This is a genomic window from Streptomyces sp. NPDC054783 (genome assembly GCF_053611725.1).
Map to the genome: position 1 here is coordinate 20,515 of NZ_JBSHAY010000028.1, position 15,144 is coordinate 35,658.

The 15,144-nt window shown below is 74.1% G+C and carries 9 protein-coding genes, 1 tRNA gene and 2 pseudogenes; 2 read left to right on the top strand and 10 right to left on the bottom strand.

Annotated features, from left to right (window positions below; all coding sequences use genetic code 11):
- Positions 1-8: 8 nt before the first annotated feature.
- A complete protein-coding gene (locus ACWGJ5_RS35040; protein WP_453313666.1) occupies positions 9-1,559 on the top strand; it encodes a PucR family transcriptional regulator in 1,551 nt (516 codons plus the stop codon).
- Here ACWGJ5_RS35040 and ACWGJ5_RS35045 read toward each other — a convergent pair.
- The 5 genes and pseudogenes from ACWGJ5_RS35045 to ACWGJ5_RS35065 all read right to left on the bottom strand — a co-directional run bounded on the left by ACWGJ5_RS35045 (position 1,540) and on the right by ACWGJ5_RS35065 (position 7,324).
- Positions 1,540-2,353 (bottom strand): annotated as a pseudogene (locus tag ACWGJ5_RS35045) (M20/M25/M40 family metallo-hydrolase). The gene ACWGJ5_RS35040 and the pseudogene ACWGJ5_RS35045 overlap by 20 nt on opposite strands.
- A 219-nt stretch (positions 2,354-2,572) precedes the next feature.
- Positions 2,573-2,750, bottom strand: a pseudogene (locus tag ACWGJ5_RS35050) (amino acid permease); the annotation flags it as partial.
- 161 nt (positions 2,751-2,911) lie between these two features.
- Entirely contained in the window at positions 2,912-3,553 is a 642-nt protein-coding gene (locus ACWGJ5_RS35055; protein ID WP_385315204.1) for an IclR family transcriptional regulator, read from the bottom strand.
- A gap of 296 nt (positions 3,554-3,849) precedes the next feature.
- The gene (locus tag ACWGJ5_RS35060; RefSeq protein ID WP_453313667.1) at positions 3,850-5,649 is read right to left on the bottom strand and encodes a DEAD/DEAH box helicase; all 1,800 of its coding nucleotides are present in this window, start codon (positions 5,647-5,649) and stop codon (positions 3,850-3,852) included.
- Between the two features lie 244 nt (positions 5,650-5,893).
- Positions 5,894-7,324: an MFS transporter gene (locus ACWGJ5_RS35065; protein ID WP_453313668.1), complete on the bottom strand. Its 1,431-nt coding sequence runs from the start codon at positions 7,322-7,324 to the stop codon at positions 5,894-5,896.
- Between the two features lie 177 nt (positions 7,325-7,501).
- On the opposite strand from ACWGJ5_RS35065, the gene ACWGJ5_RS35070 reads away from it, so the two are divergent.
- Positions 7,502-7,573: transfer RNA gene (locus ACWGJ5_RS35070), tRNA-Cys, on the top strand.
- 162 nt (positions 7,574-7,735) lie between these two features.
- On the opposite strand, the gene ACWGJ5_RS35075 is transcribed toward ACWGJ5_RS35070, so the two are convergent.
- The 5 genes from ACWGJ5_RS35075 to ACWGJ5_RS35095 form a co-directional block, all read right to left on the bottom strand.
- A complete protein-coding gene (locus tag ACWGJ5_RS35075) occupies positions 7,736-7,978 on the bottom strand; it encodes a hypothetical protein (protein ID WP_453313669.1) in 243 nt (80 codons plus the stop codon).
- A gap of 420 nt (positions 7,979-8,398) precedes the next feature.
- On the bottom strand, positions 8,399-9,559 hold the full coding sequence (locus ACWGJ5_RS35080) for an SUKH-4 family immunity protein (RefSeq protein WP_453313670.1): 1,161 nt from the start codon (positions 9,557-9,559) through the stop codon (positions 8,399-8,401).
- 323 nt (positions 9,560-9,882) lie between these two features.
- Complete coding sequence (locus ACWGJ5_RS35085) at positions 9,883-12,192, bottom strand: xanthine dehydrogenase family protein molybdopterin-binding subunit (protein ID WP_453313671.1); 2,310 nt, start codon at positions 12,190-12,192, stop codon at positions 9,883-9,885.
- Positions 12,189-14,174: a 2Fe-2S iron-sulfur cluster-binding protein gene (locus ACWGJ5_RS35090; RefSeq protein ID WP_453313672.1), complete on the bottom strand. Its 1,986-nt coding sequence runs from the start codon at positions 14,172-14,174 to the stop codon at positions 12,189-12,191. Before ACWGJ5_RS35090 ends, ACWGJ5_RS35085 begins: the two co-directional genes overlap by 4 nt.
- Positions 14,171-15,064 carry an FAD binding domain-containing protein gene (locus ACWGJ5_RS35095; RefSeq protein WP_453313673.1) on the bottom strand — a complete coding sequence of 298 codons (894 nt, stop codon included), beginning with the start codon at positions 15,062-15,064 and terminating at the stop codon, positions 14,171-14,173. The genes ACWGJ5_RS35090 and ACWGJ5_RS35095 overlap by 4 nt, the downstream gene beginning before the upstream one ends.
- Positions 15,065-15,144: the final 80 nt, after the last annotated feature.

Below are 15,144 nucleotides of genomic sequence, written 5' to 3' on the forward strand. Positions count from 1 at the left end.
GAACCCGCATGAACGCCTGCACCCTCGGTGACCTCCTGGACGTCGTCGGCGGCCCCGCCCTGCGCCTGCACACGGCCCCCGCCGGGCAGGCCGTCCCGGTGACCGAGGCGGTGCTCCACGACGGCCGGACGCCGCTCCCCCGGCAGCCCGGCGCGCTCCTGCTCGCGGTCGGCGTCCCGGCGGCGGAGTCCGGGCCGCTGCTGCGGGCGGCGGCCGAGGCCGGGCTGACCGGGGTGGTGGTGCGCGGCGCCGACGGCCCGGTCGCGCAGGCGGAGGCGCACGGCGTGGCGCTGCTGTCGGTCGCCGAGGACGCGACCTGGCACCACGTCCATCTGCTGCTCGCCTCGGCCATCGCCGCCCAGCCCGCCGCCATGCCCTCCGACACCGGCCTCGGCGACCTGTTCGCGCTGGCCGACGCGATCGCGACGGCGGCCGGCGGGGCCACCGCCGTCGAGGACCCACGGCAGCGGATCCTCGCCTACTCCACCGTCCCCGGCCAGCCGGTGGACGAGGACCGCCGGCAGGGCATCCTCGGCCGCCAGGTACCGGCCGGCGCGGACAACACCGAGCAGTACCGCCGGCTGTTCGCCGCCGACCGGCCGATCCGGCTGCCCGCGCTGTCGGACGGGGACCTGCCCCGCCTCGCCATGCCGGTACGGGCCGGCGGGGAGACGCTCGGCTCGGTGTGGGTGATCGACGGCGGCTCACTCGCCCCGGACGCCGAGGACACCCTCGCCCAGGGCGCCTCCACGGCCGCCCTGCTCCTGCTGCGGGCGCGCGCGGCCCGGGAACTGGCCCGGCACCGGGGCAGCGAGTTGCTGCGCCGGCTGCTGGGCGGCTCGGCGGACGCGGCGACGGCCGCCGAGCGCCTGGGCATCGCCGGTCCCGCCCGGGTGGCGGCCTTCGTGCTCGACTCCGCCGCCGGCGTCCCGGACGCCGAGCGCACGGCGCTGCGCCTGCTGGACGTCGTACGCCTGCAGTGCGAGGCGCGCTACGGGCGGCACGCCGGCGTGCTGGTGGACGGGGTGGTGTACGCGGTGCTGCCCGGCCCCGGTGAACGGCACAAGAGGCTGGCCGAGGACATCGTGGCCCGGGCCGGGCAGGCGCTGCGGGTGCCGGTGCGGGCGGCGCTCGGCGAGGTCGTCCCGGACGCGGCGGGGCTGGCGGACTCCCGGGCGGACGCGGACCTGGTGCTGCGGGTGCTGGACGCGGACCTGCCGGTGGCCGGCGTGGACGAGGTACGGCCCCGGGTCACGCTGTTGCGGCTGGCCGAAGTGATGGGCGAACGCCGGGAGCTGAGCGCGGGCGCCTGGCGCCGGGTGCTGGCGTACGACGCCGCGCACGGCACGGAGTACGCCCGCACCCTGGTCTGCTGGTTCGACGCGGGCTGCGACATGGCGGGCGCGGCGAAGCTCCTCGCCGTCCATCCCAACACCTGCCGCTACCGCCTGCGCCAGCTCCAGCAGCACGCCGGGGTCGACCTGGACGACCCCGACGAACGGCTGGTTCTCTGGCTGCAGTTGAGGGCGCTGGGCGGGCTCAGCTCAGCCACGCCCTGAGCCTGGATTCACACCGCTCGAGGTGCTCCACGGGGACGCACTCCCCCACCGTGTGGGCGAGGGAGGGGTCCCCGGGACCGTAGTTGAGCGCGGGCACGCCCAGCGCGGCGAACCGGGCGACGTCCGTCCAGCCGAGCTTGGGCCGCGGCTCGGCGCCGAGCGCGGCGACGAGCCCGCCGACCCGGTCCAGGTGCGGCAGGGCACCGCCGACGACCTCGGTGACGCGCACCTCGTACTCCGGGAAGAGCGAGCGCACGTACGCCTCCGCATCCAGCGGCGAACGACTGGGCGCGAAACGGCAGTTGACGGTGACGACACACTCGTCCGGTACGACGTTCCCGGCGCCCCCGGCCCGTACGGCGACGGCGCTGCTCGGCGCCGATGCGGGCGAGCCCGTTGCGGTCCCCTTCCACCTCCTCGCACTCGTGGAAGACGTAGGTGAGGTCGCGGACGGGAGCGGAGACGGTGGCCGCCAGCCGCAGGGCGACGGCCACCCCGCCCTTCATGTCGCAGGCGCCGAGCCCGTGCACACGGCCGTCGGCCAGCCGGGAGGGCAGGTTTCCGGCAGCCGGGACGGTGGCCAGGTGCCCGGCGACCAGAGCGCGTTCGCCGCGTCCGAGGTGGGTGCGGGCGACGACGGAGTTGCCGACCCGGTCGACGGTGAGACGGGGCAGGGCGCGCAGGGTTTCCCGGACGGCGTCCGCGATCTCCGTCTCCCGCCCGCTCTCGGAGGGCAGGTCGACAAGGGCGCGGGTGAGGGTGACGGCGTCGGCGGTGAGGTCGAGGGCGGTCATGCGAGGTCTTCCGGGGAGGTCTGGGCGAGCTTGGAGTGCCGGATGCCGTAGAGGCCGTGGATGACGAGCCCGGCCGCCATCCATGCCCCGAAGGCGATCCAGGTGTGCGGCGCCCAGGCTGCCCGGCATGCAGACGCGGAATCCGACGCCGAGCAGGGGCGTGACGGGCGAGAACGGCACCCGGAAGGAGCGCGGGATGCCGGGGCTGCGCCGGCGCGGCAGTAAGGCCGAGCAGCTCGTCGACGTACTGCCCCCACCCGACGGCGACGGCCGACACCCCGTACTCCACGATCAGACACCAGCCGCAGACCCAGGCGACCAGCTCGCCGAGGGTGGCGCAGGCGTAGCCGTAGGAGGATCCCGAGCCGGGGATCATGCCGGCCAGTTCGGCGTGCGCCCGGCGGGTGAGCCGACGTGTCCTGATTGCTTCTTGTGCTGTGGCCCCCGGCGATGGGGGTTCCCGCTCGAGCGAAGCCGAGAGCGGGGAGGCTCCCTGCAAGCGCCGGCAAGCGAGACCCACCCCGGTCCGCTTCAGTACAGGGCCATCCCCCGCACCGCTCAGCGCAACGCTTCGGCGACCTCCTTCGCCGCCTCCACCACCCTCGGTCCCACCCGCTCCGGCACGGAGTCCGCCAGCATCACCACACCCACGCTGCCCTCAACGCCCGTGACCCCCACCAACGGCGCCGCGGCCCCGCTCGCCCCGGCCTCCAGCTCTCCGTGGGTGAGGGTGTACCCGGGATCCACCGACGGCGACTGGCGCGCGGCCAGGATCGCCCTGCCGGCCGCCCCCCGGTCCAGCGGATGCCGGAACCCGGCGCGATACGCCACGTGATAGTCGGTCCAGCTCGGTTCGACCACGGCGACGGCCAGCGCCTCCGTCCCGTCCACCAGCGTCAGATGCGCCGTGGCCCCGATGTCCTCGGCGAGCGACCGCAGCGCGGGCAAAGCGGCCTCCCGCACCAGCGGATGCACCTGCCGGCCGAGCCGCAGCACCCCTAGACCGACCCGGGCTCGCCCGCCCAAGTCGCGTCGTACGAGCGCGTGTTGTTCCAGCGTGGCGAGCAACCGGTACACCACGGTACGGTTCACGCCCAGTTTCGTGGACAGCTCGGTGACGGTCAGCCCGTGGTCGGTGTCGGCGAGCAGCTTGAGGACACGCAGTCCCCGGTCGAGCGTCTGAGAGGTCTCCGCGGTCACGACGCCCACTCCTTTGGTGGTGAGGTCGACGGCCCTCCGAGCGGCGGATGCCTCACCGAGTCCCGTCGGCGACGCGCTTCAGAGGCCGCCGATCGGCAGGACGGCCCGGCGGCTCCGGGTCATGTCGCTTCACGGCTGCGCTCCGCGGCGGCGCTGCCACGGGGCGTGTGCGTAGCGGGACAGTAGCGAAGCAGGTTCGCTGAGCGGAAGTCTCAGTCCAGAATCCGGGCAAGACCATATCCGGCCTGCTGCTATTCGTCCGGGTACGCACATGCCCCAGGAACCTGCACGGCGACTCATCGCATGCGCGTGGCCCACTCCTGCACCTTGGCGATCCGCTGCCGCAGCTGCCCGGCCGTGGCCTCCGCGCTGGGCGGCCCGCCGCAGACCCGGCGCAGCTCGGTGTGGATCACCCCGTGCGGCTTGCCGCTCTGGTGGACGTAGGCGCCGACCATCGTGTTGAGCTGCTTGCGCAGCTCCATCATCTCCTTGTGCGTGACCACCGGCCGCCGCTCGGCCGGCAGCTCCAGCAGGTCGGCCTCGGTGTCCGGCTTCTTGCGGCTGTGCGCGATCTGCCGGGCCTGCCGCTTCTGCAGCAGCAGCTGGACCTGCTCGGGCTCCAGCAGCCCCGGAATGCCGAGGTAGTCCTGCTCCTCCTCGCTGCCCGGGTGCGCCTGCATGCCGAACTCGGCGCCGTCGTAGAGCACCCGGTCGAAGACGGCGTCGGACTCCAGCGCCTCGAAGGGCAGCATGTCCTGCTCGCCGGTGTCCTCGTCCTGCTGCTTGTTCGCCTCCTCCATCTCCTTCTCGGATTCGGCGTACGGGTCCTCCTCGCCCTCCTTCTTCGGCTTGTCGAGGGCGTGGTCCCGCTCCTTCTCCATCTCGCCCGCGAACGTCAGCAGGTCGGGCACGGTCGGCAGGAACACGGACGCGGTCTCGCCGCGCCGCCGCGACCGTACGAAACGCCCGACGGCCTGCGCGAAGAAGAGCGGGGTCGAGATCGTTGTCGCGTACACGCCCACCGCGAGCCGGGGCACGTCGACGCCCTCGGACACCATGCGCACCGCGACCATCCACCGGTCGCTGCTCTCGCTGAAGTCGTCGATCCTCTGCGAGGCGCCGGCGTCGTCGGAGAGGACGAGCGTCGCCTTCGTCCCCGTGATCTCGCGGATCAGCTTGGCGTAGGCGCGGGCGGAGTCCTGGTCGGAGGCGATGACGAGGGCACCGGCGTCCGGGATGGCCTTGCGGACCTCGGTCAGCCGCTGGTCGGCGGCGCGCAGCACGCTGGGCATCCAGTCGCCACGGGGGTCGAGCGCCGTACGCCAGGCCTGGCTGATCGCGTCCTTGGTCATCGGCTCCCCGAGCCGCGCGGCGATCTCGTCACCGGCCTTCGTACGCCAGCGCATGTTGCCGCTGTAGGAGAGGAAGATGACCGGCCGGACGACCCCGTCCGACAGGGCGGACCCGTACCCGTAGGTGTAGTCGGCGGCGGACCGCCGGATGCCGGCGTTGTCCTCCTCGTACGTCACGAAGGGGATGGGGTTGGTGTCGGACCGGAACGGCGTACCGGTCAGGGCGAGGCGCCGCGTCGCCGGCTCGAAGGCCTCCAGACAGGCCTCGCCCCAGGACTTGGAGTCACCGGCGTGGTGGATCTCGTCGAGGATGACGAGCGTCTTGCGCTGCTCGACCCGGTTGCGGTGCAGCATGGGCCGCACGCCGACGCCGGCGTAGGTGACGGCGACACCGTCGTACTCCCGGCCGAGGGGCCCCGCGCTGTACTCGGGATCGAGCTTGATCCCTATCCTTCCGGCCGCCTCGGCCCACTGCTTCTTCAGGTGCTCGGTCGGCGCGACCACGGTCACCTGCTGCACGACGTGGTGATGCAGCAGCCAGGAGGCGAGCGTCAGCGCGAAGGTCGTCTTGCCGGCGCCGGGCGTGGCGACGGCGAGGAAGTCACGCGGCTGCTCCTGGATGTACTTCTCCATCGCCCCCTGCTGCCAGGCACGCAGCTTGCTGGCGGTACCCCAGGGCGCGCGGCCCGGGAAGGCGGGCGACAGGTGGTGGGAGTGAGCGGAGGAAGCGGCGGTGGTAGTCACGGTCTCCGTTTTTTGGGGCTGGAATCTTGGGGCCGCGCGCAGCGCGTCCGTTGGGGCGGTGGCGGGTGACGGGCGGGATCGGCTACGTATGACAACCGGGCCACCCTACCGGCGCCCCGACGGTGTCAACGTGCGAACGAGGCCGGGTCGCCCGTGGGTGGGACCCACGTCACAGCCACCGCAGCCGCCCCCACGTCACCCGGCGACCGGCCTTCGCCAGGTCGTCGCGCCTCACATTCCCACGTCACCGTGACCTCAGACGTGTCGTCACCCATGCCCCCGCCAACGCCACCACGGCCATCGGCAGGAACACGGCGGCGAAGGCCGCGGGATGGGTGCCGTCGGGCGTCGCGGCCGTGGTGGCCGTGCTGCCGCCGCCCAGGGCCGCGAAGGCGGCGCCGGTCACGGCGAGCAGGACGACGTTGGACAGGGCGTCGGAGATCTGGAGCGCGGCGGAGTTGGTGCCGGCCTCCTTCGGGGCGGACAGCTTCAGCAGCAGCACGCTGGTGGAGGAGATCACCAGGCCCATGCCGAAGCAGCCGAAGCCCCAGGCGACGGCGAGGGTCCAGACGGGCACGGAGTGCACGAGCACGCTGGGCGCGGCGGTGATCGCGGCCGCGACCAGCACCATCCCGGCGGTCATCAGCCGCTCCCGGTACGGCTGCACGCGCGGCCGGGACTGCACCCACGAGCCCAGCGCCCAGGTGCCGCCGCCCGCCGCCAGCGAGAACCCGGCGAGCATCGGGGACAGCCCGCGCTGCGTGACCAGCATCAGCGGCACGAAGGACTCGGCGGCGATGAAGGAGCCGGCGGACAGCCCGCGCAGCAGCACCACGGAGGGCAGTCCGCGGGCCGCGCGGTAGGTGCCGGGCGGGAGGAGACCGAGGACGGCGGGCACCAGCAGGGCGGCGCCGGCCAGCCCGGGGAGGAGGGAGAGGGGACGCAGGTCCTGGGCGGCGTACTGGAGGAGGCCGGCGCCGAGGGAGATGCCGAGGGCGAGCCGGATCCGCCGCCGGTCGAAGGAGCCGGCGCCGGTCTCCGCGTCCACCGGGCCCGAGGCCCTGCGGCGTATCTGCGGCAGGGCGAGAGCGAGCGGGAAGACGACGAGGGCCGGGATGCCGAGGAAGACCCAACGCCAGCCGAGGTGTTCGGTGACGGCGCCGGAGGCGAGCGGGCCGACGACGGACGGTACGACCCAGCCGGCCGCGAACGCCGCCATGATCGCGGGCCGCAGCCGCTCGGGGTAGGCACGGCCGACGACGACGTACAGCGCGACGATGACCAGCCCGCCGCCGAACCCCTGCACGGCCCGCCCGAGGATGAACACCCACATGACCTGCGCGGTCCCGGCGACGACGAGTCCCGCGGCGAAGGCCCCGATCCCCGTGGTCAGCGCACCGAGCGGCCCGCGCCGGTCGGACCACTGGCCGGCCAGCACCATGCCGAACAGGCTGGTCGTGAAGTACCCGGAGAAGGCGAACGCGTACAGGGCCACGCCGTCCAGTTCCCGCGCCGCGACCGGCATGGCGGTACCGACGGCGGTCGCCTCGAAGGCGATCAGCAGCACGACGGAGACGATCCCGACACTGAGCGCCCGGTAGGCCCGGCCCAGCACACCGTCGCCCTGCTCGACGGAGTTCACCACGGCGGCATCACGGGATTCGAGGGCACTCATGGTCGCCAGAGTAAGGTGCACAGCGCGGTTTTGCCCCTGTCGGTGGTCCTGCTCGTCCTCCGACCTTGGCCGTACGTCCCGCGTCGTTCATGAACGCCGCATGGCAGTCGCATTGCAGCACCACCGCCCGCCTTGAGCCCTCGGAGCCCCTCCCCATAACCTCGTGTCCACGAACACGGCCGTGTGCCCGAGCGGTTCAGGGGCTCGCCTGCAAAGCGAGTTACGCGGGTTCGAATCCCGCCACGGCCTCCGGTGCCTTGACCAGGCAAGAGAGCGGACGATTGTGGTTGGCAGGGCGGTCAGGGAGGGGATCCTGCCCCTGTCCCTGACCGCCCTGCGGGTGGGTTGACATCTTCCATGTGCGGTTGTGCGGTTGTGCGGTTGGCGGGCAGAACTGCCGTCGGTTGTCCGTCAGTTGCAGAAGTTGAGGATGGGGAGGAGACCGTTGCCGCACTGGTTCTCTTCGCCCCCGCCGCCGCCACCGTGGCCGTACGCGGGGGTGGCCTTGGTGGCGACGTGCGTGGGGGGCGTCGCGGCCACGGCGGACGTGGCAGTTGCCACCCCCGCCGCACAAGCGAGGCCCAGGGCGGCACACACCGCGAATACTCGCGGCATCCGGGAAACGGTCTTCTTGGGGTGAGGTGCAGTGTTCATGCCCTCACCATGCACACCCTCGTGACCAGTTGCCCGCCGAGCGCATCCGAGCGGGTGAGCCACCCCCGGGTCGGATCCGAATCGGCAAGGCTCCGCGCCTTTGAGGGAGGTGCCCGAAGCCTCAACTCAGTGGCGCAGCAAGCCCTGTCTCCGTGGACACCTGCCGCGCCTCATGGGAGCCGGCCCGTGGGTGACGAGGTGCGTGCGAGGTGTACGGTCCCGGTACCGCGCCCGGGATCAAGGGCGCCTGGGCCTGTACAGGGGGGATCGTGGGTCCCCAGCCCGTCCCGGTGTCGAGGAAGCCGGTGCCGGCCGCGCGGGCGTCGACGCCTGGGCCGGGGCAGAAGCCGGCCGACCTGGATGGGGCGGCAAACCTGCGGAAGCACGGCGTCGGTGATCGGATCGCCCGGGCGGGCCGGGTCAGAGGACGCCGCCCGCCTCGTCCTGGAATATTTCCGTCCAGTAGTGCCAGTCGGTGCCGGGCGCCGTGCCCGTGGGGTCGACGGCCGACAGGGTGTGGATCATCGCCGCGGCCAGCTGGTCGTACGCCTCCGTCGTCAGTTCGTTGCCGAGGTGTTCGTCGATGGTGCGCTCGTGGTGCAGGAGCCAGAGCGTGAAGGCGAGGGTGGAGACGTCGGTGTTGAGGGGGTGGAGCGTCGCGTCCGGCTCGCTGAAGGTGAGGACCGCGCCCGTTCTGCCGTCGACCACCAGGCTGTGGTCCTCGATCAGGCGGCCGAGCCGGATCAAGTGATCGGCGTGGGCGGGGAGTTCGCCCCATGCACGGTCGTCCGCGCACTCCTCGCTGACGTACTCGCGGAGGGTCGGCAGCGGGACGTCCGTGTCGGCGTGGAAGAGGACCGCCTCCTCCGGCAGCCCGGTCTCGCGCAGGAAGCGCCGGGTCGGCTCGTACGTGAGCGTGACGGGGAAGTCGACCTCTTCGAAGCGGACCACCCGGCCGTGCCCGAACTCCTGGTCCAGCAGTCGGGCGGGGACGTCCAGGGTGAGGCCGGAGGTGGTGCCAGGGCCCGCGGCGAGGGCGAGCGGGCGGATCAGGGCCGCCGCCTTCCAGTACGGCGGGACCTCACCGCCCGCACCCTCCTCGAAGAGGGAGAGGAGGCGGCGGGTCGCCTCGGCCGCCGTCTCGGGGCCGTAGCGGTCCGCGAGGGAGGCGAAGCGGCCGCGCAGGCCCGCCAGTTCCTCGGTGACCGCGGCGAAGCGCAGCAGCGTGGCCAGGCAGGGCGCGAAGGGGCGGGGGCGGGACGGGTCGCAGAGGTAGGCCGTGGTCAGTTCGCCGGTGCCGCCGTCGAGCAGGATCGACTCGCGGTCCATGCCCGCCGGGTTGAGGAGTTCGCCTATCACCAGCCGGTCCCGCAGCTCGTCCGCCACCCGGAACGGGGCGTCCGTGGCGTCGGCGAGCGTGCGCAGGCCGTGCGTGCGCAGCGGGGAGAAGGTCAGCAGGCCGGTGGCCGCGGGCAGCCCGGTGCCGCCGAGCAGGCCGCGCGTGGGCGGGTGCGTGACATACCGGTCCAGCTCCGCCTCGGTCAGCGTGATCGCCGGAAACCCGGCCTCGGTCGTGCTCATCGCTCCCCCGCGATCTTCCCCATGTGCGCCAGCGTGCGTACTTCGACGGGCAGCCGCCCCCACCGCTGAGCACACTACGCCGCCCCACTGACAACAGCCCCTACCAGCAAGGACGTCGGGCGGCCCGGGCACGTTGCACGGCCGCGAGAATTGCCCGAACCGTCAGTCGGCTGGGGCGTTTGCGCCGAGGTGCCCGTCCGTGGGCGGTGTCCGTTCGTGCGCGGTGTCCGTTCGTCCGCGGCGTCCGTTCGTCCGCGATGTCCGTTCGTGCGCGGTGCGAGGCAGCTTCCCCGATTGCCTTGCCGGGCCCGGTCACGACTGCCTTACTGGTCCGTCACCACCGCCGCCTGCGGGCGGATGGGGAGCCGGTTGACCGGGCGGCCGGTGGCCGCGCGAACCGCGGAGGCGACCGCGGCCGGTGCCGTCACGACCGGGACCGCGCTGACGGACTTGGCCCCGAAGGGGGCGACCACGTCCCGTTCCTCGACCAGTCTGACGATCCGGATGTCCGGGGCGTCCAGCGCGGTCGGCAGGGCGTATCCGGTCAGGTCGGGGTGGCGGAGCAGGCCGCGCGGGGTGCGCAGGTTCTCGGTGAGCGCGATGCCGACACCCTGGGTCACTCCGGCCTCGATGCGGGCGGCCAGCTGCGTGGGGTTGAGGATCCGGCCCACGTCCTGGGCGACCGCCAGCTCCACCACGCGCACCGAGCCCAGCTCGATGTCGACGTCCACCACCGCGCGGATCGCGCAGAAGGCCAGGCCCACGAAGGCGTCGCCCTGGCCGGAGGCGCTCAGCGGCTCCGTGGGATGCGGTCGGCACTGCGCCGTGGCCCACAGCTCCTTGCCGTCCAGCGCCTCCGTGACAGTGGTCGACAACACGCCGTCGTACGACGTGATCTTGCCGTCGGTGATCTGGAGCAGCTCCGTCGACATGCCGAACTTGTGCGCGAGCGGCTGCAGGAGCTGGGTGCGGACCATCTTCGCCGCGCGCTCCACCGCGCCGCCCGACACCCAGGTGTGTCGGCCGCGGCAGCCCGCGCCGGCCGGAGGCTGGTCGGTGTCCACCGGCGCCACGTGGACTTCCTCGATGCCGAGGGTCTCCTGGACGATCTGCCGGGCGAGGGTGGTGAAGCCCTGGCCGGTCTCCACGGCGGCGCAGAGGACGGTCGCGACGCCGTCGTGGACCTTGACCGTCGCCGTGGACACCTCGTCGGCGCCCTCCGCGCCGAGCATGTGCACCATGCCCAGGCCGTAGCCGACGCCCCGGCGCACCGCGCCGGGTTCGCCCGCGCCCTCGGGTCCGCCGGGCAGCAGCCACTCCTCCTCGGGCGTGTCCTTGGGCAGGGCCGGGAGCGGGAAGTCCCGCACCGCCTGCAGGAGTTCGGCCACCGGGGCGGGGCAGGTCACCGTCTGGCCGATCGGGAGGACATCGCCGGTCGCGAGGACGTTGCGCAGGCGCAGCTCGGCCGGGTCCAGGCCCAGCTTCTTCGCCAGCTTGTCCATCTGGGCCTCGTAGGCGGCGCACACCTGCATCGCGCCCTCGCCGCGCACATGGCCGGAGGGCGGGTTGTTGGTGCGCACGGCCCAGCCCTCGATGAAGGCGTTCGGGACGACGTACGGGCCGCACGCGAAGGAGACGGCGGCGGCCAGGGCGTCGGAGGAGGTGTCGGCGTACGCGCCCCCGTCCAGCAGGATCTGCGCCTCCACCTTCACCAGCTTGCCCTCGGCGTCCGCGTGGTGGCGGTACCTGAGCAGCGTCGGATGGCGGTGGGTGTGGCCGAGGAAGGACTCCTCGCGGGTCGCGGTGAGCTTCACCGGGCAGCCGGTCTTCAGGGCGAGCAGGCCGAGCGGGAGCTGGAAGCCCTGGTCCTCGCGGTCGGCGGTGGCGCCCGGCACCCCGGTGACGACGATCTTCACCCGATCCGGGGACAGGCCGTAGCAGGCCGCGGCGGTGTTGCGGTCGGTGTGCGGGTCGGTGGAGGCCAGGTACAGCTCCACGCCGCCGTCGGGCCGCGGCACGGCGAGGCCCGCCTCGGCGCCGATCGGGGCCGGGTCCTGGCGCCCTATGCGGTACTGGCCCTCCACGACGATCTCACCGACCGCCGACGGGTCGCCGTGGTGCAGCGGGATGTGCCGGATCAGGTTGCCGTCGGGGTGCAGCGGCTCGGCCTCGAAGGCCTGCTCGGGGTCGACCACCGGGTCGAGTACTTCGTACTCGACGATGACGGCCGCCGCTGCCATCCGCGCGGTGTCCGGATGGTCGGCGGCGACGGCCGCGATGGGCTCGCCGTGGTGGCGTACGACCTCGGAGGCGAACACCGGCCGGTCGGGGGTGCCCCGGCCGTGGCGCGGGGTGCCGGGCACGTCCTCGTGCGTGACGACGGACCGTACGCCGGGCATCTCGCGCGCGTGGCTGGTGTCGATGGACACGATGCGCGCGTGCGCGTGCGGGGAGCGCAGGACGGCCGCCCACAGCAGGCCCTCGGCCCACAGGTCGGCGGCGTACGGGAAGGTGCCCTCGGTCTTGGCGCGGGCGTCGGCGTGCGGCAGGGAGGCGCCGATGCCGTGCGGCAGCGGCTCGGCCTCGGGGGCGGGTTCCGCGGCGGTGGTCGCCGTGGCGGCTTCGTTGCTCACGCCTGGCCTCCGTCCTGGCCGTAGTGCGGGTCGTGCGGGCCGTGCGGTCCAGGGGTGCCGTACGGCGGTGTGCCGTACGGGTCGGGCGTGCCGTACGGCGGCGTGTCCGTGCCGTACGGCGGCGTGTCGCCGTAGCCGCCGGGAGCGGCCTGCGGCGTGTCGAACGCGCCCGGGGCCTCGAACGCCGACGGGTTGACGCCACCGCCCCCGGGGCCCGCCTGATGAGGAATACGGGCCCCGTCCGCGTCCGTCTCGACGTCGGCGGCGTGCGCGGCCTCGCGTTCTGCGACGACCTCCTGGACGGCTTCCAGGACGCCCCGGTAGCCGGAGCAGCGGCACAGGTTGCCGCACAGCGCCTGCCGGGTCTCCAGCTCGGTCGGCGCGGGGTTGCCCTCCAGCAGGTCGTGCACGGTCATCGCCATGCCGGGCACGCAGAAACCGCACTGCACGGCACCGCACCGGGCGAGCGCGCGCTGCACGTCGGAGGACTGTCCGTCGACGGCCAGGCCCTCGACCGTGCGCACCTCGCTGCCGGCGGCGGTGACCGCCGGGACCAGGCAGGAGGCCACCAGGCGGCCGTCGACCTGGACGTTGCAGGCCCCGCACTCGCCCTGCGAGCAGCCGTCCTTGGCGCCCGCGAGCCCGAGCCGCTCCCGCAGGACGTACAGCAGCGACTCGCCGATCCAGGCGTCGGTGACGGGCCGGTCGACGCCGTTGACGCGCAGGACGTAGGAGGCCGGCGGGTGGTCGTCGTGCGGCGGGAGGGGGGCGGTGTGCTCCGCGTGTCCCTCGGCGGCGGCTTCCTGTGGCCGGGCCGCGGTGTCTTCGGGCGCGTCGTCCGTCCCGGGGGCGGCCACTGCGGCCTCGGGTGCGTCGGCGGCATGCTCCGGTACGGCTGCGGGGGCCGGGGTCCGAGGCGTCCTGAGCCCTGCGGCTGTCTGTGGGGCTCCGGCGGGGGTCGTGCGGCCGTGGGGACCCGTTTGGCCTACTGGGCCGTCAGCGGGGCGCTCAGGGGCCTCCGCGGGGCCGGAACCGTCACTGCCCGGTGCCGGTCCCGCCGCCGACTCGGCCCGCTGCTGCGGGAACGCGGTCCGCGCGCCGGGCCGCACCGTCTCTGGGGACTCGCGGAACTCGGCAGGCTCGGCGGGCTCACCGAACTCGTCCGCGCCGGGGTGGCCGGCCTCGGCGCGGCGGGCCTCGACGTGCGCCTCGGGGGCCTCGGCCCGGCGGCCGTCGCCGTGACCGGTCGGCCGGTGCCCGGCGCCCCCATGTCCGGGTGCTCCTGCTCCGGTCTCCTCGCGAGCGGCCGGGACGCGGTCGGCCGGGGCGCGGTCGCCCGGAACCTGCCCGTACCGCTCGTCCGGCGCGGGTGCGTAGCCGGGTGCGGCCGGACCGCCCGCCGGACGGGCGTCGGTGTGGTCGGGCCCGGCGGGCCGGTCCCAGGGACGGGCCGCCTCCTCCGTCGCCCAGGGCGCGGGCGCGCCGCCGGGCAGGGTGGCCGGCGGGGTGCCGCCCCACTGCTCGACGAGGGACGACGTGGTGAACTCGCCGGATTCGTCCGGAAGATCGCCACCGGCGACCGGGATCGACCACTGCCCGGTGACGTCGTGGCCGGGCGCGGCCGGGGCAGCGGGCTCCTCGAAGGTCCAGTGCTGGGTCGCGCCGGGGTTGTAGGTGAACCGGTCGTCCGCGGCCTGCGTCTGGGGCGTGGCGTTCGGGTCGGGCCACTCGGCGCCGCCCGCCGGCGCGGTCCAGGTGCCGGTCGCGGCGGGTTCGCCGGTGCCGGGGGCGACCGCTATCCGCGGCGGCACATAGCCGTGACCCGGCGCGGCCAGCGGGCTGTCGCCGGACAGCAGGGCGTCGATGCCGCCCTCGGGGAGTTGGACGAAGGCGGTGGCGCCGTCGTCGTAGTCGCCCTGGGGCAGCGGGTCCCAGCGTCCGCCGTTCCGGGGCGTGCCCTGTCCGTGCTGGTCGTCGGTCACGACAGCGCCCTCCCCAGTGCTCGTCGGGCCAGTGCGGCGACGGTGCGCCGCAGGTGCAGTACGCCGGGCGGAAGCGGGGCCACCGAGCCGTCGGCCTCCGGCGCCGGGTCCGGGATGCAGGCCGCGGCGACGTACTCCCCGAAGGCGTTCAGGGCCTCCGGGACGAGCGCGCGGTCGTTGTCCCAGTCGATCAGCTGGGCAACCCACTGCTCGGCCTCGAGGGGCCTCAGCGGCATCGGCGCTATGGCACCGACGGCGCACCGCACTCCGCGCCGGGCGGGGTCGAGGACCAGGGCCACGGAGGCCAGCGCACGGCCCGGGCCGGTGCGTCCGGTCGCCTTCAGGAAGACCTGCGGGGCGTGCAGCAGCGGCACGCGCACGTAGCCGATGAGTTCGCCGCCGCGCAGCATCTCCATGCCGGCCAGCAGGTGCGACACCGGGATCTCCCGGCGGGCTCCGCCCTGGCCCGCGATGATCAGCGTCGCCTCCAGGGCGGCCAGCACCGGCAGCGCGTCCCCGGTGGGGGCGGCCGAGGCGATGTTGCCGCCCAGGGTGCCCGCGTTGCGGATGTGCGGCGGGCCCGCGGCGCGCGCTGCGGCGGCGAGCGCCGGGATCAGGGCCGCGAAGTCGGGGCGGCCCATGCGCGCGTGCGTGAGTCCCGCGCCGAGCAGCGCGTGGCCGTCCTGGTACTGCCAGCCGCGGATCTCGCTGATCCGCCCGAGACCCACCAGGGCGGCGGGCCTGAGCTGGCCGGAGTTGACGGCGGCCATCAGGTCGGTGCCGCCCGCGACGGGCACGGCGGTGGGCATGGCCGCGAGGGCCGCCACGGCCTCGTCCAGCGTCGTGGGCAGCGTGACGGCCTGCTCCGCCTGCGGTGCGTGCGTGGTCAAACCGGCTGCCCCTTCCCGCTGCCCCACCTGGTCCCCCTGTGTGGCCGTACGGTACGTGCTCACAGGGCGGACGTGGCAAC

Excerpts from the sequence above, each read along its gene's own strand:
- ACWGJ5_RS35040 (WP_453313666.1), top strand. The coding sequence starts at position 9 with ATGAACGCCTGCACCCTCGGTGACCTCCTGGACGTCGTCGGCGGCCCC.
- ACWGJ5_RS35065 (WP_453313668.1), bottom strand. The coding sequence starts at position 7,324 with ATGAGTGCCCTCGAATCCCGTGATGCCGCCGTGGTGAACTCCGTCGAG.
- ACWGJ5_RS35075 (WP_453313669.1), bottom strand. The coding sequence starts at position 7,978 with ATGAACACTGCACCTCACCCCAAGAAGACCGTTTCCCGGATGCCGCGA.
- ACWGJ5_RS35080 (WP_453313670.1), bottom strand. The coding sequence starts at position 9,559 with ATGAGCACGACCGAGGCCGGGTTTCCGGCGATCACGCTGACCGAGGCG.